We start from the raw sequence: 23,211 nt of genomic DNA on the forward strand, positions 1-23,211 counted from the left end.
CCGCGGGGGTGCGGCCGGAGTGGGCCGTGCCCGTCCGACGTGCGGGTCCCGGTGGCGCGATATGGCCCTCACCAGGCACGCGGCGCCATGTTTCCGCGAGGTTACGCCACCTCGGGCGACCCCCGGCCGGTCCGCGACCAGGGCACTTCCGCCCACCGGAAGGAGCTGCGCCACCCCCGCGTCCACCAGGTGAATCCCGTATGTCGGAAGCCTTGTTCCGTTTCTGGCCGTGGTTCTAGTGTCGGGCCACCCGGCGCGGCTGACCTCGTACACGGGTGCTTCTGGCGTCACCGCGTGCGCAGCGCACCCCGCTGCTGCTCGCGCCACGGCGCCGCAGACGAACGTGCTCAGTGGGCTGGACACAAGTACGGAAGCAGGCGAGCGGGTTGGCGAACGAACGGCACGAGCAAGGGATGCCGCACGAGCGGCGGGACCCGGCCGAGGCGCCGGGCGAGGGCCCGGACCAGGAACCGACGACGGGCTCGGGGCGGGCGGCGGGGCCGGAGACGGCGCAGGAACCCGGGCAGGATTCCGGTCCTTCGGGTCAGGAATCGGCACAGGAACCGGATCGCGCATCGGCGCACGAACGGGACGGGGCCGCGGAGGCGGCCGGGGACGAGCCGTCGGGTGAGCGCCGCGGCGGCGTCGGGCGGCGTGGATTCCTCGTCGGGGTGGGGCTGACCGGCGCCGGCGGGCTGCTCGGCGCCTCGGTGACCAGCGGTACGGGCGGGGCCGCGGCCACCGCGGCCACCCCCGGCGGTACGCCGGCGGCGGCCGGGCCGGGCGGCGGCAAAACGGCGCACGCCCCGCGGCCGGAACAGTTCGGCGGACAGAAGCAGCTGCTGGTGCCGGAGATCCTGATGCTGCCGGACGGGCCGGTCCGGGACCACGCGGTACTCGTGGAGGACGCGAAGTTCCGGGAGATCGGCCCGGCCCGCAAACTCCTCGCCCGGCACTCCGCGCTCCGCCCGGTGCGCCTCGACGGCCATCTGCTCATGCCGGGCTTCGTCGACGCCCACCACCATCTGACCCAGAGCTTCGGCAAGGCCCAGTCGTTCGGGCAGCCTTCGGAGATCTTCAAGACGGTCTGGGAGCCGCTGGAGCATGCACTGGACGAGGAGAGCGCCTACCTCTCGGCGAAACTGGCCGCGTTGGAGGCACTGCGCGGCGGCTTCACCACCGTCGCCGACGCCGGGACCCGCGCGCCGGTGGACGTCGGCGCGGTGGCCAAGGGTACCGAGGAAGCCGGCATCCGGTGCGTCCTGTCCAAGATCGTCGCTGATGGGAAGGGCGGACCCGCGCACCTCGGGCGCTGGGACGGGCATCCGCTGATCCACCCGTCCCTGGCCATCGCCGTGCCCGAGAACGCGACCGCCGAGGTGATCAAGAAGACGGCGAAGCTGTGCGGCGAGGCCGGAGCGGTCTTCCAGGTCCACGTCAACGAGCATCTCGCCTCCGTGGAACGCTCCTTGAAGAGCGTCGGGCGCCGCCCCGTCGAGTATCTGCACCACATCGGCGCCCTCGGCCCGCACACCCTGGGCGCGCACGCCACCCTGCTCACTCCCGACGAGATGCGCCTGCTGGCCGAGTCCGGCGCGGCGATCAGCTACAACCCGGTGGCCAGCGCCTGGAAGGGCAACGGCGTTGCGCACGCCACCATGCTGGCCGCCATGGGCGTGCGCTTCGGCACCGGCACCGACGGCACCCGGGGCGACGGCTTCCGGATGATCGACGCCGCCGAGACGGCCCAGCGGCTGGCGTACGGCATGAGCGCGGGCGACTCCTCCTGCGGGGCCGGGAAGCTGTGGCTGGAGCACGCGACGGCGGGCAGCGCGGACGCCCTCGGCCTGGGCCGGGTGACCGGGAAGATCGCCGTGGGCAAGGCGGCCGACTTCCTCGTCGTGGACATCGCCGTCCCCGAACTCACCCCCTCCTGGGACCTGCGCTGGGAACTCGTCCGCCTGGCGAACCGGGACCAGATCACCGCGGTCGTCGTCAACGGCCGGCTGCGCCTGTGGCAGGGCTGGCCGCCGGACTGGGACGGACCCGCGCTGGTGCGGCGGGTGGCGGAGACCGCCCCCGAGGTCGTGCGCCGGGCGAAGCTGCAACGCGTCGAGCCCGTGTAGCGACCGTGACGCGCCCCCCGGCGCCCTGCCCGGCCGGGAGGCCGCCACGGGGCACTGACCCGGGACTGACACGGAGCTACTCGCGTGGCAGCCACCGGGCGAGGAGGAGCGCCGTGAGCACGACGGCGGCGGCGAGGGCGAGGGTCGCGGTGTGCAGGCCGGCGGTGAAGGCGTCGACGACCGCGGCCCGCAGTCGCGGGTCGGACGTGCGGGCCTGCGCCGCCGCGACCGTCGTCGGGTGCCCGGGGCCCCGGAGCGCCGCCGGCAGCCGGGCCGTGAAGACAGCCGTGGTGAGCGTCCCGGTGACGGCGATACCCACGGCGCTGCCCAACTCCCTTGCCAGGCTCTGCAGTCCGGATCCGGTGCCCGCGTGGTCGGCCGGCAGGGCGGTCATCATGGCGTGCGACAGCAGCGGGGTGGCCGTGCCACAGCCGAGCGCGGTGAGGCCGGCGCCGAGGGCGTACAGCGCGTACGGGGTGCGGGCGTCGGCGGCGGAGACCGTGCACAGTCCGCAGGCCAGCACGAGCATCCCCACGACGACCGTGCCGCGACGTCCGCACACCCGCTCCAGCAGCAGGCCGCAGCGCGGCCCGGCCAGGAGCGCCGCGGCCATCGGCAGCAGCCGCAGGCCCGCGCCGAACGGCCCGAAGCCCTTGGCGTACTGCAGGTACTGGCCGTTGAGGTAGAAGAGCCCGAACATGCCGGTGAACAGGACGGCCATGCCCACCGCGCCCGCCCGGACGGCGGGGCGGGCCAGCAGCCTGGGGTCCAGCAGCGGGTGCGCGGCGCGCAGTTCGTGCCGCGTCCAGGCGGTCAGCAGCAGCACCGCGACGGCCAGGGCGCCCAGGACGGCCGGGCTCGCCCAGCCCGCCTGCGGGCCGGAGACGATGCCGTAGAGCAGGGCCAGGAAGCCGCCGGTCAACAGGATGCTGCCGAGCGGCGCCGCCGGGCGCGGGTGCCGCGCGGCAGCCGGGGCGGCAACGGCGACCAGCAGCAGGGCGACGAGCGCGAGCGGGATCAGGGCGAGGAACAGGGTGCGCCAGGTGCCGTACGCGATGGCCGCCCCGCCGCCCACGTTTCCCAGGACGGCGGCGAGCCCCGTCATGGACGCCCAGATGGCGATGGCCCTTCGTCGTGGCCGGTCCGCAAGGCCGTCCACCATCAGCGCGAGCGTGGTGGGCAGCACGGCGGCCGCGCCGACCCCGCCGATCATGCGCCCCGCGATCAGGACCGCGACATGCGGCGCGAGGGCGCAGACCACGCTGCCGAGCGCGAAGACGCCCATGCCGCACATCAGCGTGCCCTTGCGCCCGCGGCGGTCGGCGAGCGCTCCGGCGGGCACCAGGAGGCAGGCGAAGACGACGACGTAGCCGTCCACGACCCACACCACGGCCTCCGCGGAGGCGTGCAGGCTGCCGCCCGAGAGGTCCGGGATGGCCAGGTTGACCGCGGAGACCATGCCGACGACCAAGGTGACGCACAGGCACAGGGCGAAGGTGCGCGCCGGGCGCCGCGGGACCCCGGAGCGCCCGGCCGTACCCATGCCCCCGTCGCCGTCGTCGCCGGTGGGGGACGCGGGCCCGGTGGCCGTTCCGTGCTCGGCGCGGGTCGTGGATGCGGGCTCGGTGAACCCCAACGAGACCTCCAGGGCAGGGGTCGCCGCGGCACCGGCCGGCCCCGCGGGGCGGAGGCGGCGGGCCGTGCGGCCGGGTAACGGCATCACAGGAGCGGGCTGTCGGTGCTCCCGGCCCGGTCGAGCGTGGCGTGCAGGGTCAGCCGGTCGCCCCGCAGATGGATGAACTCCAGGTCGGCGGGGCGGCCGTCGGCGAGCCGGGTGAGCCGGTCGACGGCGAGCAACGCGCCGCCCTCCGGCATCGCGAGCACCTCGCAGGTCGCCGGGTCGGCGACCACCGCCCGCACCGACACCTCGGCCCTGCCGAGCGGCGCTCCGGCGGCCGTCTCGATCAGGTCGAAGACGTCGTGGTTCTCCAGCGTGTCCGGGGCGAGAGCCAGCAGCGTCTCCCCCACCTCGGGGATGAGGTAGGTGCAGTCCAGGGACAGCGGCGCGCCGTCCACCTTCCGCAGCCGTTCCAGATACACCGCCGGGCTCCCCTCGGGCAGCTCCAGGCGGCGGGCGACCGAGCGCGGCGGCCGGACGGTGCGGGCCGCGCGCACCTCGTTGACGACCGTCCCGTGCCGTTGGAGCACCTCGGCCAGGCCGGACAGCTCCCCCAGCGGGTGCTGGTAGGTCCGCCCGACGACGACCGTTCCCACGCCCCGGCGGCGCACCACCAACCCCTCGTCACGCAGGAGCCCCAGCGCCTCCCGGACGGTGTTGCGGGAGGTGTCGAACTCGGCCACCAGGTCCCGCTCGTCGGGCAGCACGCCCGAGGGGAAGGCACCCCGCAGCACCTGGCCGCGCAGGACATGGGCCACCCGCCGGGCCCGGTCGGCCCGCGTCAGCCCGTCCCCGGGCGCGCCGCCCGGCATCGGATCCTCCATGGCCCCTCCTCGCTCCTACGGCTCGCGGAGCCGACGGCCCCAACGGCCCGTCGACCGCAGACGCTAGGCGAGCCATGTTGCCGCGAGGTTACGCCACCCCATGTGACCTGCATCGATTGCTGACCTGGCGGTTCGCGGCGGGCAGGGGTGGTTGCGCCGCCCAGCCGCCGCCCACCCCGCGCCCGCCCGGCGGCCGCGGCGGCCCTCGGCACGGGAGCCGGGGAGCCACCGCGCCCGTCCCCCGCCCGCGCGTTGCGGCCCGCGGGCGCCGTGCCGGATATCGCTACCGTGGGGCGACTCCGGACCGATGGCGCTCGGCGCGAAGAGCCCACGCTCGCGGAGCGGGAACAGGAGGGTCGCCGGATGACCAACAAGACCGCGCCGTTCGACGCGCTGGACCGCAAGATCGTTGCGGCACTGATCGAGAACGGCCGGACGAGCTTCGCGGAGATCGGCGCGGCCATCGGCCTGTCGGCCACCGCCGTCAAACGCCGGGTCGACCGGATGCGCGAGAACAACGTCATCACGGGGTTCACCGCCACCGTCCGGCCCGCCGCGCTCGGCTGGCTCACCGAGGCGTACGTCGAGGTGTACTGCGACAGCGCCGCCCCACCCCGCCGCCTCGCCGAGGTCGTGCGCAACCATCCGGAGATCGCGGCCGCGATGACCGTGACCGGCGGCGCCGACGCGCTGCTGCACGTCCGGGCCACCGATGTGGAGCACTTCGAAGAGGTGCTGGAGCGCATCAGGGCCGAGCCGTTCATCCGCAAGACCATCAGCTACATGGTCCTGTCCCACCTGCTGCCGGAGAGCCCGGAGGCGGGTGCGGGCCAGCCCTCCGCTTCGAGTGGCGCAGCAAACCTGCTCTGAGGGGCCGAACTGCGCAGGATTCCTGCGCCTGCGCGCAGCGTTTGTCGCTTGTCCGGCGGCTTCGTCGATCTTTACCGTGGACCACGTGCCGGATACCTCCGGTCACCACCGGTCACCACCGCCGACCCCGGTGCGCTCGACCGGTGCCGGTGCGCCCGCCCCGGTATCCGGCCGAACCCGGCACCCTCCGCGCGCACCGCCCCACCGCCGGAACCGAAGGGATCCTTCCTTGCCGACGAGCCTTTCGACGACGCCCCGCGTGGCACGCCCGGGGCGCTATCTGCTCTGCGAGCCCCGGCACTTCGCCGTGCACTACGCCATCAACCCGTGGATGCGGCCGGACGCGCAGGTCGACACCGCACTCGCGGGGCGCCAGTGGGAGGCCCTGGTCCGCGCCTACCGCGAGCACGGCCACACGGTGGAGACGGTGCCACCGGTCGCCGGCCTGCCCGACATGGTCTTCGCCGCGAACTCGGCCCTGGTCCTGGCCGGCCGGGTCTTCGGCTCGCGGTTCCACGCCCCCGAGCGTCGTCCGGAGTCCACGGAGTACGAGACGTGGTTCAAGGCGGCGGGGTACGACGTCTACCGTCCCGAGGAGCTGTGCGAGGGCGAGGGCGACCTCGCGCCGGCCGGTCCCTTCCTCCTCGCCGGGACGGGCTTTCGCACCACCCGGGCGGCCCATGCCGAGGTGCAGGAGTTCTTCGGCGTACCGACGATCGGCCTCCAGCTGGTGGACCCGTACTTCTACCACCTGGACACCGCGCTGTTCGTCCTCGACGACCCGGGCGCGGGCGGGCCCCGCGACGAGGCCGGCGGTCCGCGTCCCGCGGCGAACATCGCCTACTACCCGGGGGCCTTCTCCTCCGGCAGCCGCGAGGTGCTGCGCCGGCTGTTCCCGGACGCGGTGATCGCCACCCGCGAGGACGCGATGGCCTTCGGCCTCAACTCCGTCTCCGACGGCCGCCATGTCTTCATCGCCCCGGCCGCGGTCGGCCTCATCGACCAGCTCACCGACCGCGGCTACGTCCCCGTCCCCGTCGACCTGTCGGAGTTCCACAAGGCCGGCGGCGGCATCAAGTGCTGCACCCAGGAGATCCGCTGATGACCGCTCCCACCGAGACCGTCACCTCCGCCGCCACCGGCGGGCCCGGTGCCTCCGGCACGCCCCGCTCGTCGGCGGAGGTGATCCGCGCGGAGGCACCCGTCCTCGCGCACAACTACCACCCGCTGCCGGTGGTCGTCGCCCGCGCGGAAGGCGTCTGGGTCGAGGATGTCGAGGGACGCCGCTACCTCGACATGCTGGCCGGCTACTCCGCCCTCAACTTCGGCCACCGCCACCCCGCGCTGATCGAGGCCGCGCACCGCCAGCTCGATCAGCTCACGCTCACCTCGCGCGCCTTCCACCACGACCGCCTCGCCGGCTTCGCCGAGGACCTCGCCGAACTCACCGGCCTGGACATGGTGCTGCCGATGAACACCGGCGCCGAAGCGGTGGAGAGCGGCATCAAGGTCGCCCGCAAGTGGGCGTACGACGTCAAGGGCGTGCCCGCCGACCGGGCCACGATCGTGGTGGCCGCGGACAACTTCCACGGCCGGACCACCACCATCGTCGGCTTCTCCAACGACGAGACCGCGCGTGCCGGCTTCGGCCCCTTCGCGCCGGGCTTTCGCGTGGTGCCCTACAACGACCTCGCCGCGCTGGAGGCGGCCGTGGACGAGACCACGGCCGCGGTCCTGATCGAGCCCATCCAGGGCGAGGCCGGGGTGGTCATCCCCGACGACGGCTACCTCAGCGGCGTACGCGAGGTGACGCGGCGTGCCGGGTGCCTGTTCATCGCGGACGAGATCCAGTCCGGCCTCGGGCGGACCGGTCGCACGCTGGCCGTCGACCACGAGTCGGTGGTCCCGGACGTGCTGCTGCTGGGCAAGGCGCTCGGCGGCGGCATCGTCCCCGTCTCCGCGGTCGTCGCCCGCCGCGAGGTGCTCGGTGTCCTCGGCCCCGGCCAGCACGGCTCCACCTTCGGCGGCAACCCGCTGGCGGCGGCGGTCGGTTCCGCGGTCATCGAGCTGCTGGCCACCGGCGAGTTCCAGCGCCGGGCGACCGAGCTCGGCGAGGTGCTCCGCACCGGGCTGACCGCGCTGACCGGCAAGGGCGTCACGGGCTTCCGCGCACGCGGCCTGTGGGCCGGCGTCGACATCGACCCGGCGCTCGGCACCGGCCGCGAGATCAGTGAACGGCTGCTTCGCGAAGGGATCCTGGCCAAGGACACCCACGGGTCCACGATCCGCCTCGCGCCGCCGCTGACCATCACCCGCGAGGAGCTGGAGTCGGCGCTGGGCGGGCTGGAGCGGGCCCTGAACTGACCTCGTGCTGTGTGCGGCGGCCGGGAAGGCCGCCGCACACGGCCGGGAGGCCGGCGCGCTCCGGAGCGCAGGACCACTCCGGGGCCGGCTCCGGCTACCCGGCGGCGCGGCCCGCCCCCGCCGTGGCCACCGGGGCCGCGGGCACCGGCTCGGCGCCGTTGTGCTGCGCGGCCCAGCCGTCCAGGGCGGTACGGCAGGCATGGTCCAGGTGCCGCAGCTCCGTCAGGTCCAGTTCGACGGGCTTGTCCCGGGGCAACTCCTCCAGCGCGTCCAGGATCTTGGGCAGTCGCAGGAACGTCGCATTGCCGGTGAGCGCGACGATGATCCGCCCGCCGGTCAACTCCCGTACGTCCACCTGCACATGGGAGGTCTCCCAGGCGGTCTTGACGACGGCGAGCAGCAGCCCGAGGAGCACGCCCTCGAACATGTTGGCGACGACGATGGCGCCCGTGGTGATCACGAGGATCACCGCCTCTCCGCGATGCTCCCGCCACATCGACACCAGCTGTCGGCCCGGCACCAGCTTCACCCCGGCGTGCACCAGCACGGCCGCGAGCGCCGCGAGCGGGACGACGCCGAGCGCGGCCGGCAGCAGCGCCGCGAACAGCAGCAGCCAGACACCGTGCAGGATGCGCGAGAGCTTGGTGCGGGCACCGGCCTGGACGTTGGTGGCACTGCGCACGATCACCGCGGTCATCGGCAGCGCGCCGAGCACACCGCAGAGGGCGTTGCCCGCACCCTGCGCCATCAGCTCCTTGTCGTAGTCGGTCCGCGCCCCGTCGGTCATCCGGTCCACCGCGGCGGCGCTGAAGAGGCTCTCGGCGGAGGCGATGAGGGTGAAGGCGAGCACCGTGCCGAGGATGGACAGCCCGGCGAGACCGCCGAGTTCGCCGAGCCCCGGCGGCTGGATGGACTCCAGCAGACCGTGCACCTCCACCTTCGCGATCGGCAGTCCGAACACGGCCGTCACGGCGGTGGCGACGGCGATGGCGGCCAGCGGGCCCGGCACCTTGCGGACCTTCTCGGGCATCCACTTCCACAGCAGGAGCAGGCCGAGGGTGCCGGCCCCGACGGCGAACGCGGTGGCCGCCTGCGGGCTGCTGACCAGCTCGGCGGCGAGCCCGGGGAGCCCGGCGATCTTCGCCGGTCCGCTGCCGGGCTGCGCGACGTCGGCCATGGCGTAGACCTGGCCGAAGACGAGGATGAGGCCGATACCGGCCAGCATCCCCTGCACCACGGCGACGGATATCGCCCGGAACCACCGGCCGAAGCGCAGCGCCCCGAGGGCGATCTGCAGCACACCCGCGGCGAGCACGATGGCACCGAGCGACGCGAGCCCGTACTGCTGCACGGCCTCGTGGACAAGGACGGTCAGTCCGGCCGCGGGCCCGCTGACCTGGAAGGAACTGCCCGGCAGCGCGCCGACGACGAGACCGCCGACGATGCCGGTGATCAGCCCGAGTTCGGCGGGTACGCCGGACGCGACGGCGACACCCACACACAGCGGGACGGCGACGAGGAAGACGACGAGCGAGGCGAGGACATCACGCCGCAGCGTGTCGGGGCTGGGCGGGGAGAACTTCGGCAGGGAGAACTTCGGTATGGGGGTCTTACCTGAGGCGATCATGGAAACTCCGGTTCCTCCGGGACGGTGAGGGGGCGGATCGGGGCGGCGCGCCGCAGGCGGGCGCGGCCGCCGCTACAGCGGCTGAAAGGCCCCCGTCTCCGGCCGGTGGCTGCGCACGGCACCCGTGTGCACCTCGTAGAACCAGACGTCCAGCGTCAGCCGCCCGGCGTCCATCGCCTCCCGTACGCACGGGTAGGCCCGCAGCCGTTCGCCCTGCGCAACGGCGTGCCGCTGGACGGCCTCGGCGAGATCGGGCCCGGCACCCGCCCACCCGGCGCCCGCGTCGCGCAGCTGCTCCGGAGCGGCACTGTCGAGCCAGCCCCGGATCGCCGGCGCGCCGCTGAGGTCGTCGCCGCGCACCACGGCGCCGACCGCACCGCAGTGGGAGTGGCCGCAGACGATGATGTGCCGCACGCCCAGGACACGCACCGCGTACTCGATGGTCGCCGTCTCGCCCGCGGGGCGCTGTTCGCTGTACTCGGGGACGATGTTGCCCGCGGTGCGCAGCTCGAAGAGGTCGCCGGGGCCCGCCCCGGTGATCAGTGCGGGCACGACACGGCTGTCGGAGCACGTGATGAACAGGGCCTGCGGTGACTGCCCCGCTTCGAACCTCTCGAAGTCCTCGCGGCGCTCGGCGCAGCGGCGCTCGAACGTACGGGCGTGGGCGGTGAGTTGCTGCATGGTGGTGGCCTGCCTCCTACTCGCCCTGACGGGCGCGTGGTGTGGTCGGGTCAAGGGGTGGCACGGCCGCCACGTCGACGCTGACGGGGCGATGCCACACCCGGCGCGGGGTACTCCCGCGGCCGTCAGGCGCTCGGCGAGCACCTGTGGTCACCATGACGTAGTGATCCTTAAGCGAAGCTGAAGACGGCTTCCCCCACGGCCGCCCCTCCCCCTCCCGGACCCGGCCGGCACGGCGGCGTGACCCCCGCCTTTTCCCGTCAGACCCGGGCCGTGGCCCCGGACGGCGCCGCCGCAAGCCGCCGCAGCGCCGCGGCCGACGGCGACGCCGGCTGGGCGTGATAGGTGAACAGCTGCTGACCGGGGTCGGCGGGCAGCGCCAGGACCTCGTACGCCAGCGTCAGCCGTCCGACCAGCGGATGGTGGAGCACCTTGACGCCAAAGCCCTTGTCCCGGACCTCGTGCGCGGCCCACAGCCGACGGAACTCGCCGCTCCTGAGCGACAGTTCGGCGATCAGCGAGGCCAGTTCGGGGTCCTCGGGACAGCGCCCCGCGTCCCGCCGCAGATAGCCGACGACGTCGGCGGCCTTGGCCGCCCAGTCGTCGTACAGATAGCGCGCGGCGGGATCGAGGAAGACGTGCCGGGCCAGGTTGGGCCGGTCCCGCGGCAGCGCGGAGAAGTCACCGAGGAGTGCGAGGGAGAGCCGGTTCCAGCCGAGGACGTCCAGCCGCGGGCCGACGACGCAGGCCGGGACGCCCTCCATCGCGTCGATGAGCTGCTGCACGGCGGGCCGCACCCGGACCGTGGCACCGCCGCAGCCACCCCCGGACCTGCCGGACGGCCGCACCCGCCGCGAGACCGGGCGGGCCAGGTGAGTGAGGTGGTCACGCTCGGCGCCGGTCAGCCGCAGCGCGGTGCCGACGGCGTCCAGGACGGCGGCCGAGACGTTTCGGCCGCGGCCCTGTTCCAGGCGGATGTAATACGCGACACTCACCCCGGCGAGCTGCGCCAGCTCCTCGCGCCGCAGTCCCGGCACCCGGCGCCGCCCGCCGTGCTCCGGCAGCCCGACGTCCGCGGGCCGCAACCGGGCCCGCCGGGAGCGCAGGAACTCGCTCAATTCGGTGCTCCGGTCCATGACGGCAGTATGCGTCCGGCAGCGCGGAACGGGCTTCGCCAGGGTGGTCCTGGCAGTGGTAGGAACGCCGTGCATAGGTACAACGGGGCCTTGGCCGGGCCTGTGACCTGCCGCATTCTCGATGGCATGACCCACACCTCTGTCGCCGCGTACGCCGCACCCGCCCCGAAGGCACCGCTGGAGCGGACCACGATTCCGCGCCGCGAGCTGGGTGCCCACGACATCCTGATCGACATCAAGTACGCCGGTATCTGCCATTCCGACATCCACACCGTGCGGGCCGAGTGGGGAGACGGCGGCACCTTCCCGATCGTCCCCGGACACGAGATCGCCGGCATGGTCGCCGAGGTCGGCCCCGAGGTCACCCGCTACCGCACCGGTGACCGGGTCGGCGTCGGCTGCTTCGTCGACTCCTGCCGCGAATGCGAGAACTGCCTGGCCGGCATGGAGCAGTACTGCACCGGCGAACTCGGCAACGTCGGCACGTACGCCGCCACCGGCCGCGACGGCGAGCAAACCCACGGCGGCTACTCCACCCACCTCGTCGTCGACGAGAACTACGCCCTGCGGATCCCCGAGAACATCCCGCTGGACGCCGCCGCCCCGCTGCTCTGCGCCGGCATCACCCTGTACTCCCCGCTCGCCCACTGGAAGGCCGGCCCCGGCAAGAAGGTCGCCGTCGTCGGCCTGGGCGGCCTCGGCCACATGGGCGTCAAGATCGCGCACGCGATGGGCGCGGAGGTCACCGTGCTGAGCCAGTCGCTGCGCAAGAAGGACGACGGCCTGCGCCTGGGCGCCGACCACTACCACGCCACCTCCGACCCGGCCACCTTCGAGGCGCTGGCCGGATCCTTCGACCTGATCGTCAACACGGTCTCCGCCGACCTGGACCTGAACGCCTACCTCGGTCTGCTCGCGACGGACGGCACGCTGGTCCAGCTCGGCGCCCCGGAGAAGCCGCTGCAGATCGCGCCGTTCGCACTGATCCCCCGGCGCAGGTCGTTCGCCGGCTCGATGATCGGCGGCATCCGCGAGACGCAGGAGATGCTCGACTTCTGCGGCGAGCACGGGCTGGCCGCGGACATCGAGGTCATCGACGCGACGCAGATCAACGAGGCGTACGAGCGGGTGCTCGCCAGTGACGTGCGCTACCGCTTCGTGATCGACACCTCGACGATCTGACGAGCGGCGCGGGGCACCGCCGCCCGGACACCTGATCCTCCGGCGACACCCCGCTCCACCTCTCCCCGGCACCACTGCGCCCGGGGCGGCCCCTGCCGGGCCGCCCCGGGCGTTCGCCTTCACGTCCCCCCACTTGGAAATGGAATCCATTTTCATATAGCCTTCGGACGACCGCCCGTCCCGAAGGAGGCCCGGACCACCATGGCCGTACCCAAGCGCAAGCTCTCCCGCAGCAACACCCGCCACCGCCGCGCCCAGTGGAAGGCCACCGTCCCCGCGCTGGTGCCCGTCACGGTCGACGGCTCGGTGTACCAGGTGCCGCGCCGCCTGGTGAAGGCCGTCCGGCTCGGCCTGATCGACCCGAGGGACTGACCGGCCGTGGCGCACTCCCGGCTGCCCGTCACCGTGCTTTCCGGATTCCTGGGCGCGGGCAAGACCACCCTGCTCAACCACATCCTGGGCAACCGCGAAGGTCTGCGCGTGGCCGTCATCGTCAACGACATGAGCGAGGTCAACATCGACGCCGCGCTCGTCCGCGGCGGCGGCGCGGCGCTCTCCCGCACCGAGGAGCGGCTGGTCGAGATGACCAACGGGTGCATCTGCTGCACCCTGCGCGACGACCTGCTGGAGGAGGTCGCACGGCTGGCCCGCGAAGGCCGCTTCGACTACCTGCTGATCGAGTCCAGCGGCGTCTCCGAGCCGATGCCGGTCGCCGCCACCTTCGCCTTTCCCCGCGACGACGGCGCCACCCTCGGCGATCTCGCCCGGCTCGACACCATGGTCACCGTCGTCGACGCCGCCGGCTTCCTTCCCGAACTGACCGGCGGCGACGGGCTGGCCGAGCGCGGCCTGGGCCAGTACGAGGACGACACCCGCACGGTCAGCGATCTCCTCGTGGACCAGATCGAGTTCGCCGATGTCATCGTGCTCAACAAGACCGACCTGGTCGACACCGAAACCCTCCTGCGCCTGCGGGCCGCCCTCACCCGCCTCAACCCGGCCGCGCGCGTCATCCGCGCCCGGCGGGGCCGGGTGGCGCCCGACGAGGTGCTCGGCACCGGCCGGTTCGACCTGGAGAGGGCCCAGGAGGCGCCCGGCTGGGTCAGGGAACTCAACGGCGACCATGTGCCCGAGACCGAGGAGTACGGCATCTCCAGCACCGTCTTCCGGGCCGGCCGCCCCTTCCACCCGGGCCGCCTCTGGCACTTCGTCACCGAGGAGCTGGACAGCGGCCGCCACGGCGACATCCTGCGCTCCAAGGGCTTCTTCCGCCTCGCCACCCGCCCCGGGATCGCCGGGCTGTGGTCCCAGGCCGGCGCGGTCGCCCGCTTCGAGCCCTCGGGCATGGCGGACGCGGACGGCGAGCCCGGTGCGGACACCGCGGAGGAGCCCCGGTACGGCCAGGAACTGGTCTTCATCGGCACCCGACTGCGGCCGGAGTCCCTGCACGCCGCCCTGACGGCCTGTCTCCTCACGGCCGACGAGCCGGTCCCCGCGGCCTCCGGCGACCCGTTCCCCGCATGGGCGGTGCACGACGGGCCGGACGAGGTCTGCGAGCACGACGAGGGCGGCCTGCCGATCGCACAGCGGGCCGCCCTCATCGCCTAGTCGAGGCCGCCGCCGACGGCGTCGGGGGAGGTGTGCCGGAGGATCGCACCGGCGAGCTCCTCGTGCACCTCGGGCGGAAGGGTGTGCCCCATGCCCTCGACGGCGAGGAAGCCGGCCCCGGGAATCGCCTCGGCGATCAGCCGCCCGTGCCCCGGTTTGACCGGCTCCTCGGTCCCCTCGACGATCAGCGCCGGGGCCCGTACCCCGCCCAGGGCGCCGGTCGGCTCGAACCCGGGGTCGGCGGCCCAGGCGAGCCGGTGGTTGCCCGACGCGGCCGGATCGGCCGCCCGGTCCCACAGCAGTTCCTCGAACCGGCGCTGGGCGTCCTCGTCGAACGGCAGCACCGTCCCATGGAGCATCCGGGCCATCTCCACCTGGAAGTCGATCAGTCCGGCCCGTCCCTCGGGCGGCGGGCCCACCGCCGCCTTCGCGAACAGCTCGACGAAGGCGGGCGCGGGCCCGGGCAGACTGCCCGCCGGCTGCGGCTCGCCGGTCAGCGCCCGCATCAGCACCTGCCCCTCGCCCCCGCCCAGCGGTGACGACGCGATCGCGGTGAGCGTGGCCACCCGCTCAGGGTGCTCGACCGCGATCCACTGGGCCAGCAGTCCGCCCGCCGAGTGCCCCACGACATGCGCCCGCTCGATCCCGAGGGCGTCCAGCAGGCCCACCACATCGTCCTTGACCGCGTGCCAGGTGTAGGGGTGCGCGGCGAAGTCCCGCGAGGTCGAGCGTCCGACGTCCCGGTGGTCGTAGCGGATGACCCGGCGCCCGCCCGCCACCAGCAGACCGATGAACTCCTCCGGCCAGAGCAGCCCTTGCGACATCGAGCCCATGACGAGCAGTACGGGCGGATCCGCCGGATCGCCGAACTCCTCCGTCCACAACGTGATCTCGCCCACTGAAACCATGCGTTCCGCGCGCTGCATAGCGTCCTTCCCCCTTGTGACGGTGCTGCGGTCTCCGGGACTGTATCCACCCGTGCGGCCCGGCGCCCCGGCCCCGGACGGCACGCGTACGGATGCGGGACGGGAGGGGGCCGACGCCTGTCATTTCAGGACGTCGCGCTCTCCGGTCCCGCTCTCCTCGGAGCGCCGCCCCCGCCGCCACAGCAGCCCGAAGCCCACGACGGCCACCGACCCGGCGACGCACAGCACCGCGAACACCGCACCGGTCTCGCCGTAGAGGGTCTGCGTCCGCCGCTGCACCGGCACTTCGGCGACGAGCGTCTGCCGGCCGGCGGTGAAGTAGTCCGCCATGCCCAGGACCCGGCCCTGCGGATTTACCGCGGTGGCGACCCCGTTGACCGACTGCCGGACCATCGCATAGCCGTACTCCACGGACCGGAAGACCGCCCGCTGGGCGTGCAGCGACTCGAAACCCACCCAGTCGTTGGCCGGCACCAGCATCATGCCGGCACCCTTGTCCGCCGCCTGCCGCATCAGCTCCGGGTAGTCGGCGTCGTAGCAGATCACCGTGGCCAGCCGCCCGTAAGGCGAGTCCGCCACCGGGACGTTGCCGCTGCCCGGCGTCATCGTCTCCATGGGCGTCGGATGCGCCTTGTCGTACGTCCAGGCCACCTTGCCCTCCGGGGTGAGAAGGACGGAGAGGTTCCGCACGTACGGGGCCTGCCGGAGGTAGAGGCCGTAGGCCGCGTTGACGTACACCCGGCGTTCGCGGGCGATCGCCGCCACCCGCCCGAGCAGCCGCCGCTGATCGCCCTCCAGCACCCCGGCCTGCGTCTCCGGCCACACCACGATCCGCGCGCCGGCCCGCGCCTCACGGTCGGTGGCCGCCACCAGATCGTCGGCCACCGGCGCCAGCGCCTTCCGCACCCGCTCCGGAGCGGCCCCGACGGCCGACCGCGGCCGCCATCCCTCGGGGTCGATCCGGTCCAGCGCCCGGCGCGTGTCCCGCTCCGCGGCCCGCCCCGCGCTGACCCCCGCGACCCGTACGGTGTCCGTCACCGGCGCGAAGAACAGCAGGCGCACACCACCGGCACCCAGCACCACGGCCAGCACACCGGCCCACACCAGCACCCCGCGCCGCACACGCGGCCGGGGCAGCCCGCCCTGCCACACCCAGTGCGCCATGGACGCCGTCCACGCCACGACGAAGCTCACGCCGTGGACACCGGTGACGGAGGCGAGTTGGATCAGCGGCAGAAAGCCGTGCTGGGTGAAGCCCAGCACACCGAAGTCCCCGAAGTCGGCCAGCTCGGCGAACAGATACTCGCCCCCGACCAGCACCGTCGGGAAGACCAGCGTCGTCAGCACCGACCTGCTGCGCACCCCGATCAGCCGGTCGGCGACGAACGGCAGCGTCTGCAGCACGGCGAGCACCGCGAACACACCCACCACGGTCGGCACGAACACCATGCCCGTGGAGACCAGCCAGAGCAGCGTCGCCGACGCGGACGCCCAGCCGATACGGAGCAGCCCGTACCGGGCCGGGCGCAGCCGCGCGTAGCGCAGCAGGAAGACCGGGAAGAGCCAGGCGGCAAGCGCCACATGCCAGTTGCTGTGCAGGGCGAGGACCAGCAGCGCGGTGCCGGCCACCCACAGCCACCGGCCCGGCGGACGCCCCCGCGGCACCCCGTCGCCCCCGTCGCCCTCCGGCGCCACCCCGCGTGGCCGGCTCTCGTCCTTCTTCCGTTCCCGCAGTCCGAGCACGGTGCACTCCCCTCCTGTGCCGCGTCCGCATCGGTCGATGCGGGTCGGAACGCTAGGGACACCGGGGCACCCGGCACCGCTGCCGTTCGACAGGACCGACCCCCGACTTTCGTCAGGTCCGCCGGGCGGGTACGGGGCGGAGCAAGGCCCCGGGAGCCCCAGGAGCCCGCCCGTGCCGCTCCGTCCGCGTTAGCCACGCGTTAGCCGATCACCAGTGCCACCGCCGACCATCGTCCCCACCCACCGCCCCGCACCTCCGCCGCGGGCCGGGCCCGCCGTACGTCCCCGGGGGACCCCATGCGAACCGCCCTCGCCGCCACCGCCCGCCGCCTGGCCGCCGCCGCACTTCTCGCCGCGGCCGCACTGCCGCTCACCGCATGCCACGGCCACGGCAAACCCGTCGACGCGGCCCCCGCCACCGCCTCCTCACCCGCGGAAGGGAGCCGGAGCGAGCCCGCCGCCTCCCGGCCCGGCGTCTCCGCCACGGGCCCCACCCCCACCGGCTCCGGACCCGGCGACCGGCGGGCCTGCACCCCCGACATGCTGGCCTTCCACGCGGGCGGGGTCCGCCGGCCGTCCGGCCACATGGTGCTGGCCGTCACCAACCTCTCCGACCGCACCTGCACCTTCGCCGCCCAGCCGTACCCGATCCTGCGGTTCCACGACGAACAGCGCACCGCCACCCCGGTGATCAAGGCCAGCAAACCGCGGGCCGTCGTCTCCCTGGCTCCCGACCGGACCGCGTACGCCGCGATCACCACCACCGCCGCCGACGGCACCGGCGGCGAGGGCAAGAAGATCTCCCAGTTCGGCGTCGCCCTGGCAGCCCGCACCGACCCCGCCCAGGTCGGTCTGGACAGCGGCCCCCCGGTGTACGTCAACCACAACACCGCCCGCGTCACGTACTGGCAGTCGCGCCGCGCCGACGCCCTCAAGTGGTAACAACCGGGCGCGGACAGGGCGTCCGCGCCCGGCGCGTGCGACACGCGCCTGTACGACACGCGGTAACTCGTTCGTGTCACTGCCCCCTCGGGCCGCCGCACCGGCGGCGAACGCGGCCCGACGAGCCGTCACCACGGCCGGAAACAGGGCCCGCCCTCACCCACCGTTCCCGCTTTGCTCCACTTCTCCCGCTTTGCAGTCCTGCGGCATGGCTGCGCCCGGTGCCGCTTGCCCGGTAGGCTTTCCGTGTGATCTTCAAGCGCATCGGAAATGGGCGGCCGTACCCGGACCACGGCCGGGAGAGCACCCGCCAGTGGGCGGACGTCGCCCCGCGCCCGGTACGCCTCGACCAATTGGTGACGACCAAACAGCAGCTCGACCTCGAGACGCTGCTCGCCGAGGACTCCACCTTCTACGGCGACCTCTTCGCGCACGTCGTGAAGTGGGAGGGCGACCTCTACCTGGAGGACGGGCTGCACCGTGCCGTCCGCGCCGCCCTCCAGCAGCGCCAGGTCCTGCACGCCCGCGTACTCGAACTGGGCTGACGCCCCAACCGTCCCACCGCCCTCACCAGGCCCTCCCCTGCCCAAAATTGATCCTTTTGGGTGGGGTCTTACGCCACGCATTGATCATTTAGTAGGCACGGCCCCTCGCCCGCACTACGCTGCGGCCATGAGCATGCTGACGCCCCCAGGCATGGGCGGTAAGAAGTACCGCATCACGGGCGACAGGTACCCGCGGATGCGCCGTCCCCGACACCGCCGCAGGATCGTCCTGACCCTCGTGGCCACGGTCTGCGTCCTCGGCCTGACCGGCTGGGGGTCCCTACAGCTCATCGATGTCTTCGGCGGCAAGAGCAGCACCGCCCAGGCCGCCCAGGGCAAGGAGAAGTGCCCCACCGCCGACTCCGCGAAGGGCCCGCACGCCAAGCCCGCCGCCGTCAGACCGCTGCCCGAGCCCTCCGCGCTGACGGTCAACGTCTTCAACGCCACACCGCGCAGCGGTCTCGCCAAGAGCACCGCCGACGAGCTGAAGAAGCGCGGCTTCAAGATCGGCAAGGTGGGCAACGCCCCGGCGGCCTACGACAAGAAAATCAAGGGCTCCGCGATACTGCTCGGCCCGAAGTCCGCGGTCGACGGCCCCCTGAAGGTACTGGCCACCCAGCTCACGGGCGTCGAACAGAAGACCGACGACCGCAAGGGCACCGAACTCGATCTCCTCATCGGCGACGGCTTCAAGGAGCTGGCCAAGCCCCAGGAGGCCGAGAAGTCGCTGGCCCTGCTCACCCAGCCGTCCCCCCGGCCCTCGAAGGCCGACAAGTGCTGACACCGCACCGGCCGCCCCGCCCGCGCCGCCCCGCGCACCACGCGGCGCACTGACGGGTCCCGCCCGCACCACGCAACCGGGCCCCTCGCCGATCAACGGCGAGGGGCCCTGGCTGTGGCTTGAGAGAAGCGGCGCGGGGCCTCAGCCCGCGGTGCCGTACATCCGGTCGCCCGCGTCACCGAGCCCCGGCACGATGTAGCGGTCGCCGTTCAGCCGCTCGTCGACCGCCGCGGTGACCACCGTGACCGGCGAGCCGGCCAGCTCCCGCTCCATGACCTCGACGCCCTCCGGCGCGGCCAGCAGGCAGATGGCGGTGACATCGTCCGCGCCACGCTTGATCAGCTCGCGGATCGCGGCGACCAGCGTGCCGCCGGTGGCGAGCATCGGGTCCACGACGTACACCTGGCGGCCCGAGAGATCGTCGGGCATCCGCGTCGCGTACGTGTGCGCCTCGTAGGTCTCCTCGTTGCGCACCATGCCCATGAAGCCGACCTCGGCGGTGGGCAGCAGCCGGACCATGCCATCCAGCATGCCGAGACCGGCCCGCAGGATCGGGACGACCAACGGCCGGGGGTGCGAGAGCCGCACGCCGGTGGTCGCCGTCACCGGGGTCTCGATGTCGACCTGCTCGGTGCGCACATCACGCGTGGCCTCGTAGGCGAGCAGGGTGACCAGCTCGTCGGCGAGCCGCCGGAAAGTCGGGGAGTCGGTGCGCTTGTCGCGCAGTGTGGTGAGTTTGTGCGCCACCAGCGGGTGATCGACGACATGCAAACGCACTAAATCCTCCAAGGGGTCTGTTCTGCCACAACGGCCGCAGAAGCGACCCGCAACCAACCAGGCTACCGGTGCCCTGCGTCAACGGCGCCCGAGCGGGCGACCTCCCTGAGGCACCCGGCCAGGCGCCTCACAGCTGCCTATCCGATCTCGCCCACCGGGAGGCCGTCCAAGGCCGGTCCGCCCCCTCCGGCACCGCTTCCTTGATCCACCTCTGGACCTTCGCGTCCTGCTCTTGCGTCAGGTTCAACCGCTGGAGGCCCCCCAGGACGTCCGGCCCGGGCTCAACGGCCATCGCCCCGGGCGCACCGGAGAGGTCTCCCCACCAGATGAAGGCGGCGCGCTGCTTGGGGACCTGGCCTGAGCGCCACGCCCCGATGATGACGTTGTGGGCGATCAGATGCTCGCGCTGCTCCTCACTCGTCATCCCCTCCCACTTCTGCTTCAAGGTGCGCCCTGTCGGCTCGCGGGTCACGGTCGCGGCGATCACGGGCTTGGCCTGAAGGTCCTTGATGTGCTCGAGGATGTTGCGCCGCTTCTTCAGGTACGAGTCGCGGTGGTCGTCGTACCACCCTTGTTCGTCTTCCTTCTCGAGCCGGTCGAGACGCGCGCGGTACCGCTCCAGCTCCGCCGTGTGATCTTCCCCCGCGTGCTTGACGATGCGGATCTCTTCCCGGGAGCCGAGTTCCCGCGACAGGAAGGTGTCCAGAAGTGCGTCCAGCGTCTCCTTCTCGATGTACGCGGGCTCATCACACTGCTTCGCGGTCGTTGTCGAGGCGCACCGGTAGCGCTCGTAGGTGACCGGCCCGTTCTTGAGCTGGTGCGTCACTCGGTTCATCGTCATGCGCTGACGGCAGGTTCCACACCGCGCGACACCGCTCAGTCGGGCAACGGAACGGCGTGCACGCTGAGGCTTGCCGGCCCGCTCGCCGATGCGGACGAGGACAGCTTCCCGCTCCTCACGCGTCAGGATCGGTTCCTCGGTGAACATGACGGGGTCCCCGTTGTCCTGCTCGGCGGTGCGTAGCTTCCCGAACTCCTTGTCCTGGTACTGCACCTGGCCGATGCACGAGAGCTTCCGGAACTGCCGGCCGATCACGGAAGGGTGCCACGCGACGCCCTTGGCACCCTTGGGCTCCCGCCCTTCAGGACCGGGCAGCGTCCTCAAGTAGCCGTTTCGTCGCAGGTAGTCACGCGAGTCCACGGCGCGCTTGCGGATGCGTGTCAGTTCCGCCGCGGCCTGGGTCGCCTTCGCGTAGGCGATGAGCCGACCCGTCTCGGTGGTGACGTCGAACGAAGGATCGTCGTGAACGAGGATGGTCTTCCGCCAGTCGAGCAGGTCCTTGACGAACGCCATGAAGTGAAGGTCATCGCGGCCCAAGCGGTCCTGAGTGCTCACCCACACCGCATCCCACCGGTCGCGCTTGCCGTCGGCGAGCCAGGGTCCCAGCTCGGGGCGCTCCTTCAGGGCGACGGCCCCGGGATACCGAGCGGTCCTCGGTGACGTGCACGAGCGCGCAATGAGGATGGGCGTGGAGCCAGTCCTTCAGCATCAAACTTTTTGTGCCCTACCGAATTGTTGGCTCATCAACGACATGGAGCATGATCAATTCGAGGCAGCAGCCGAGCCCTCGGGCCCCGACGCCCGCTCGGGGCTGCCCGGTGGTCGGATCGGCTCCGCGGTTTCGCTGGCATCAAACCACCGAAACGAGGGAAAGTGGGCACGTACGCTCGATTTGTCAGCTCGGCATCGGGCGAGGACCTCCTCCAGGGGTGGTGGGTACGCGTGCCGGACCGTAAGCGGAGCGACGACACGAAGGACGCCATGTCCACCGCCCACGGCGTCGAGAACGACGCGGCGCGCCGAAGGCGCCGGGCACAGTTCCTGCGTGAACTGCACGAGGCCAAGGAGCTGCGCGACCGCGTACAGCCGCGTCGCGCACGGGCCGCGCGGATGCGACAGGCCATGCGGATGCGCACATTCCGCTGGTGACCCGAGCCTCCGCGCCCCCGTCCGCGCTCCTGCACGTGAGCGACATCTCGCAGAACCGCCGCACGACGCAGCGCCGAAGACCCCGCGCGAGCGCGCACTTTCTGCCACGATTCCGAAGGGGCGGGACCCGCGGCGCACCAGGCGCCGCCCCGCCCGGCCCGGCACGCTAATGACCAGTGGGAGAGTCACGGTGTATTTCGCCGCACTGCTCGCGCGCACCGAAGACGGGTGGGAAGCGAGCGATACAGAGCTCGACAATGTGGAGACCCTGTCCGATCTGGCCGATCTGGCCCGAGAGGCAGCGGTCGACGACGACACAGTGGTGGCGTTCATCGAGCAGGAGGACGCCTGGTTCGGCGTCATCCGGGTGGACGGCGAGGAAGACCCTCGGATCTTCCTCTCCAACGCCGCCGCCGCTGCCCGAAGCTCGTACGGAGCGATGCTGACCGACGAGCTCCTCGGCCGAGATGAGGACGATCTGGCCGACCTCGACACCCTCGACCTCGATGGCACGGAGGACGGCGAACCCGAATCGGACGACAGCGCTGACAACAGCGACCCCCAAGACGCGGTGAGCGAATCGGGCGGCCTCGTACCGCCACCCGGCCCGCTCGGCGACTCCGAGCTCCTGGCCGACCTCGGTGTCGAGGAGAAGGATCTGCTCGCCCTCGACGGCGACGCCCTCTCCACCATCGCCGACTCCCTGGGCTGCACGGATGTCCTGGAAGCCGTGCGCTGACGGCAGCCGGGCCGCGCGCCCGCCCTCCGCCGGGCCCCGGTCTCCGACACCGGGCCCGGCACCCCTCCTCATCCGGACCGGCCGCCCGGCAGGCACCGGTCACCACGCCGGGTCCCGTCCCTGACACTGGGGACATGACCCGGCCCCCATCCGCCTCTTCTCACTCCCCCGCCCCCGACCCGCTGCGCGATCCCTGGATCGCACCGATGCGGCAGGCGCTGGACGAGGCCGCGCGCGCCCCCGGAACCGGTGACGTCCCGGTGGGTGCGGTCGTGCTGTCCGCGGACGGCACGGTGCTCGGCACCGGCCACAACGAACGCGAGGTGACCGGCGACCCGACCGCGCACGCCGAGGTCCTCGCGCTGCGCGCCGCCGCCCGCACGGTCGGGGAGTGGCGGCTGACCGGCTGCACCCTGCTGGTCACCCTCGAACCGTGCACGATGTGCGCGGGCGCGATCGTGCTGTCCCGGGTCGACCGGGTCGTCTACGGCGCCCGCGACGCCAAGGCGGGCGCGGTCGGCTCCCTGTGGGACGTCGTCCGCGACCGTCGCCTCAACCACCGTCCCGAGGTCATCACCGGCGTCCTCGAAACCGACTGCGCCGCCCTGCTCACCGCCTTCTTCCGCGGCCGCTGAGGCCCGCGGTCACCGCTGCCCGGAATCCGATTTCGGA

22 protein-coding genes are annotated in these 23,211 nt (G+C 72.8%); 13 read left to right on the forward strand and 9 right to left on the reverse strand.

Features of this window, described 5'->3' with window-relative positions; all coding sequences use genetic code 11:
- Positions 1 to 386: 386 nt before the first annotated feature.
- On the forward strand, positions 387 to 2,126 hold the full coding sequence (locus tag QOM21_RS17255) for an amidohydrolase family protein (protein ID WP_407551117.1): 1,740 nt from the start codon (positions 387 to 389) through the stop codon (positions 2,124 to 2,126).
- A 76-nt stretch (positions 2,127 to 2,202) separates the two neighbouring features.
- Here QOM21_RS17255 and QOM21_RS17260 read toward each other — a convergent pair whose 3' ends face one another.
- Together QOM21_RS17260 and QOM21_RS17265 are read right to left on the reverse strand one after the other, a co-directional pair.
- The gene (locus tag QOM21_RS17260) at positions 2,203 to 3,846 is read right to left on the reverse strand and encodes an MFS transporter (RefSeq protein ID WP_407551119.1); all 1,644 of its coding nucleotides are present in this window, start codon (positions 3,844 to 3,846) and stop codon (positions 2,203 to 2,205) included.
- A complete protein-coding gene (locus tag QOM21_RS17265; protein ID WP_407551120.1) occupies positions 3,846 to 4,628 on the reverse strand; it encodes a GntR family transcriptional regulator in 783 nt (260 codons plus the stop codon). The genes QOM21_RS17260 and QOM21_RS17265 overlap by 1 nt, the downstream gene beginning before the upstream one ends.
- A 363-nt stretch (positions 4,629 to 4,991) precedes the next feature.
- Here QOM21_RS17265 and QOM21_RS17270 point away from each other — a divergent pair, with 363 nt between their 5' ends.
- From QOM21_RS17270 to rocD, 3 genes are all read left to right on the forward strand, one after another.
- Positions 4,992 to 5,498, forward strand: coding sequence for an Lrp/AsnC family transcriptional regulator (locus QOM21_RS17270; protein ID WP_407551122.1), 507 nt, complete (start codon positions 4,992 to 4,994; stop codon positions 5,496 to 5,498).
- A gap of 259 nt (positions 5,499 to 5,757) precedes the next feature.
- A complete protein-coding gene (ddaH, locus tag QOM21_RS17275) occupies positions 5,758 to 6,600 on the forward strand; it encodes a dimethylargininase (RefSeq protein ID WP_407551124.1) in 843 nt (280 codons plus the stop codon).
- On the forward strand, positions 6,600 to 7,862 hold the full coding sequence (gene rocD / locus QOM21_RS17280) for an ornithine--oxo-acid transaminase (protein ID WP_407551126.1): 1,263 nt from the start codon (positions 6,600 to 6,602) through the stop codon (positions 7,860 to 7,862). The genes ddaH and rocD overlap by 1 nt, the downstream gene beginning before the upstream one ends.
- 94 nt (positions 7,863 to 7,956) lie before the next feature.
- Here rocD and QOM21_RS17285 read toward each other — a convergent pair whose 3' ends face one another.
- The 3 genes from QOM21_RS17285 to QOM21_RS17295 form a co-directional block, all read right to left on the reverse strand.
- Positions 7,957 to 9,489: a SulP family inorganic anion transporter gene (locus tag QOM21_RS17285; protein WP_407551128.1), complete on the reverse strand. Its 1,533-nt coding sequence runs from the start codon at positions 9,487 to 9,489 to the stop codon at positions 7,957 to 7,959.
- Between the two features lie 72 nt (positions 9,490 to 9,561).
- Positions 9,562 to 10,170 (reverse strand): carbonic anhydrase, encoded by a 609-nt coding sequence (locus tag QOM21_RS17290; protein ID WP_407551130.1) that lies wholly within the window; start codon positions 10,168 to 10,170, stop codon positions 9,562 to 9,564.
- A 260-nt stretch (positions 10,171 to 10,430) separates the two neighbouring features.
- Positions 10,431 to 11,306, reverse strand: a complete 876-nt coding sequence (locus QOM21_RS17295) for a helix-turn-helix domain-containing protein (RefSeq protein WP_407551132.1) — start codon at positions 11,304 to 11,306, stop codon at positions 10,431 to 10,433.
- Positions 11,307 to 11,432: 126 nt separating this feature from the next.
- Here QOM21_RS17295 and QOM21_RS17300 point away from each other — a divergent pair, with 126 nt between their 5' ends.
- From QOM21_RS17300 to QOM21_RS17310, 3 genes are all read left to right on the forward strand, one after another.
- The gene (locus QOM21_RS17300; protein ID WP_407551134.1) at positions 11,433 to 12,488 is read left to right on the forward strand and encodes an NAD(P)-dependent alcohol dehydrogenase; all 1,056 of its coding nucleotides are present in this window, start codon (positions 11,433 to 11,435) and stop codon (positions 12,486 to 12,488) included.
- Positions 12,489 to 12,689: 201 nt separating this feature from the next.
- Positions 12,690 to 12,860: a 50S ribosomal protein L32 gene (gene rpmF / locus QOM21_RS17305; RefSeq protein ID WP_398554011.1), complete on the forward strand. Its 171-nt coding sequence runs from the start codon at positions 12,690 to 12,692 to the stop codon at positions 12,858 to 12,860.
- A gap of 6 nt (positions 12,861 to 12,866) precedes the next feature.
- The gene (locus QOM21_RS17310) at positions 12,867 to 14,096 is read left to right on the forward strand and encodes a GTP-binding protein (RefSeq protein WP_407551137.1); all 1,230 of its coding nucleotides are present in this window, start codon (positions 12,867 to 12,869) and stop codon (positions 14,094 to 14,096) included.
- Here the strand turns inward: QOM21_RS17310 and QOM21_RS17315 are convergent.
- A complete protein-coding gene (locus tag QOM21_RS17315; protein WP_407551139.1) occupies positions 14,093 to 15,004 on the reverse strand; it encodes an alpha/beta fold hydrolase in 912 nt (303 codons plus the stop codon). The two genes, QOM21_RS17310 and QOM21_RS17315, sit on opposite strands and share 4 nt — an antisense overlap.
- A gap of 138 nt (positions 15,005 to 15,142) precedes the next feature.
- Positions 15,143 to 16,765, reverse strand: a complete 1,623-nt coding sequence (locus tag QOM21_RS17320) for an apolipoprotein N-acyltransferase (protein WP_407551141.1) — start codon at positions 16,763 to 16,765, stop codon at positions 15,143 to 15,145.
- A 297-nt stretch (positions 16,766 to 17,062) separates the two neighbouring features.
- Between QOM21_RS17320 and QOM21_RS17325 the strand changes: the two genes are divergently transcribed.
- From QOM21_RS17325 to QOM21_RS17335, 3 genes are all read left to right on the forward strand, one after another.
- On the forward strand, positions 17,063 to 17,707 hold the full coding sequence (locus QOM21_RS17325; protein WP_407551143.1) for a DUF4232 domain-containing protein: 645 nt from the start codon (positions 17,063 to 17,065) through the stop codon (positions 17,705 to 17,707).
- A gap of 248 nt (positions 17,708 to 17,955) precedes the next feature.
- Positions 17,956 to 18,252: a type II toxin-antitoxin system VapB family antitoxin gene (locus QOM21_RS17330; protein WP_030084955.1), complete on the forward strand. Its 297-nt coding sequence runs from the start codon at positions 17,956 to 17,958 to the stop codon at positions 18,250 to 18,252.
- A 127-nt stretch (positions 18,253 to 18,379) separates the two neighbouring features.
- Positions 18,380 to 19,033 carry a LytR C-terminal domain-containing protein gene (locus QOM21_RS17335; RefSeq protein ID WP_407551145.1) on the forward strand — a complete coding sequence of 218 codons (654 nt, stop codon included), beginning with the start codon at positions 18,380 to 18,382 and terminating at the stop codon, positions 19,031 to 19,033.
- Between the two features lie 141 nt (positions 19,034 to 19,174).
- Here QOM21_RS17335 and upp read toward each other — a convergent pair whose 3' ends face one another.
- Positions 19,175 to 19,810, reverse strand: a complete 636-nt coding sequence (gene upp / locus QOM21_RS17340; protein WP_398554016.1) for a uracil phosphoribosyltransferase — start codon at positions 19,808 to 19,810, stop codon at positions 19,175 to 19,177.
- A gap of 127 nt (positions 19,811 to 19,937) precedes the next feature.
- Positions 19,938 to 21,335, reverse strand: coding sequence for a recombinase family protein (locus QOM21_RS17345; RefSeq protein WP_407555706.1), 1,398 nt, complete (start codon positions 21,333 to 21,335; stop codon positions 19,938 to 19,940).
- Positions 21,336 to 21,593: 258 nt separating this feature from the next.
- On the opposite strand from QOM21_RS17345, the gene QOM21_RS17350 reads away from it, so the two are divergent.
- From QOM21_RS17350 to tadA, 3 genes are all read left to right on the forward strand, one after another.
- Entirely contained in the window at positions 21,594 to 21,800 is a 207-nt protein-coding gene (locus QOM21_RS17350) for a hypothetical protein (protein ID WP_407556026.1), read from the forward strand.
- A 190-nt stretch (positions 21,801 to 21,990) separates the two neighbouring features.
- Positions 21,991 to 22,539 (forward strand): hypothetical protein, encoded by a 549-nt coding sequence (locus tag QOM21_RS17355; RefSeq protein ID WP_407551147.1) that lies wholly within the window; start codon positions 21,991 to 21,993, stop codon positions 22,537 to 22,539.
- A 134-nt stretch (positions 22,540 to 22,673) separates the two neighbouring features.
- Positions 22,674 to 23,174: a tRNA adenosine(34) deaminase TadA gene (gene tadA, locus QOM21_RS17360; RefSeq protein ID WP_407551149.1), complete on the forward strand. Its 501-nt coding sequence runs from the start codon at positions 22,674 to 22,676 to the stop codon at positions 23,172 to 23,174.
- The last annotated feature ends 37 nt before the right edge of the window (positions 23,175 to 23,211 follow it).

The sequence above is a fragment of the Streptomyces sp. Pv4-95 genome (assembly GCF_045782725.1).
In the GTDB taxonomy this organism is placed as follows: Bacteria; Actinomycetota; Actinomycetes; order Streptomycetales; family Streptomycetaceae; genus Streptomyces.

Excerpts from the sequence above, each read along its gene's own strand:
- QOM21_RS17285 (WP_407551128.1), bottom strand. The coding sequence starts at position 9,489 with ATGATCGCCTCAGGTAAGACCCCCATACCGAAGTTCTCCCTGCCGAAG.
- rpmF (WP_398554011.1), top strand. The coding sequence starts at position 12,690 with ATGGCCGTACCCAAGCGCAAGCTCTCCCGCAGCAACACCCGCCACCGC.
- QOM21_RS17315 (WP_407551139.1), bottom strand. The coding sequence starts at position 15,004 with ATGGTTTCAGTGGGCGAGATCACGTTGTGGACGGAGGAGTTCGGCGAT.
- QOM21_RS17265 (WP_407551120.1), bottom strand. The coding sequence starts at position 4,628 with ATGGAGGATCCGATGCCGGGCGGCGCGCCCGGGGACGGGCTGACGCGG.
- QOM21_RS17325 (WP_407551143.1), top strand. The coding sequence starts at position 17,063 with ATGCGAACCGCCCTCGCCGCCACCGCCCGCCGCCTGGCCGCCGCCGCA.
- QOM21_RS17335 (WP_407551145.1), top strand. The coding sequence starts at position 18,380 with ATGAGCATGCTGACGCCCCCAGGCATGGGCGGTAAGAAGTACCGCATC.
- QOM21_RS17300 (WP_407551134.1), top strand. The coding sequence starts at position 11,433 with ATGACCCACACCTCTGTCGCCGCGTACGCCGCACCCGCCCCGAAGGCA.
- QOM21_RS17295 (WP_407551132.1), bottom strand. The coding sequence starts at position 11,306 with ATGGACCGGAGCACCGAATTGAGCGAGTTCCTGCGCTCCCGGCGGGCC.
- QOM21_RS17290 (WP_407551130.1), bottom strand. The coding sequence starts at position 10,170 with ATGCAGCAACTCACCGCCCACGCCCGTACGTTCGAGCGCCGCTGCGCC.
- QOM21_RS17270 (WP_407551122.1), top strand. The coding sequence starts at position 4,992 with ATGACCAACAAGACCGCGCCGTTCGACGCGCTGGACCGCAAGATCGTT.
- rocD (WP_407551126.1), top strand. The coding sequence starts at position 6,600 with ATGACCGCTCCCACCGAGACCGTCACCTCCGCCGCCACCGGCGGGCCC.
- tadA (WP_407551149.1), top strand. The coding sequence starts at position 22,674 with ATGACCCGGCCCCCATCCGCCTCTTCTCACTCCCCCGCCCCCGACCCG.
- QOM21_RS17260 (WP_407551119.1), bottom strand. The coding sequence starts at position 3,846 with ATGCCGTTACCCGGCCGCACGGCCCGCCGCCTCCGCCCCGCGGGGCCG.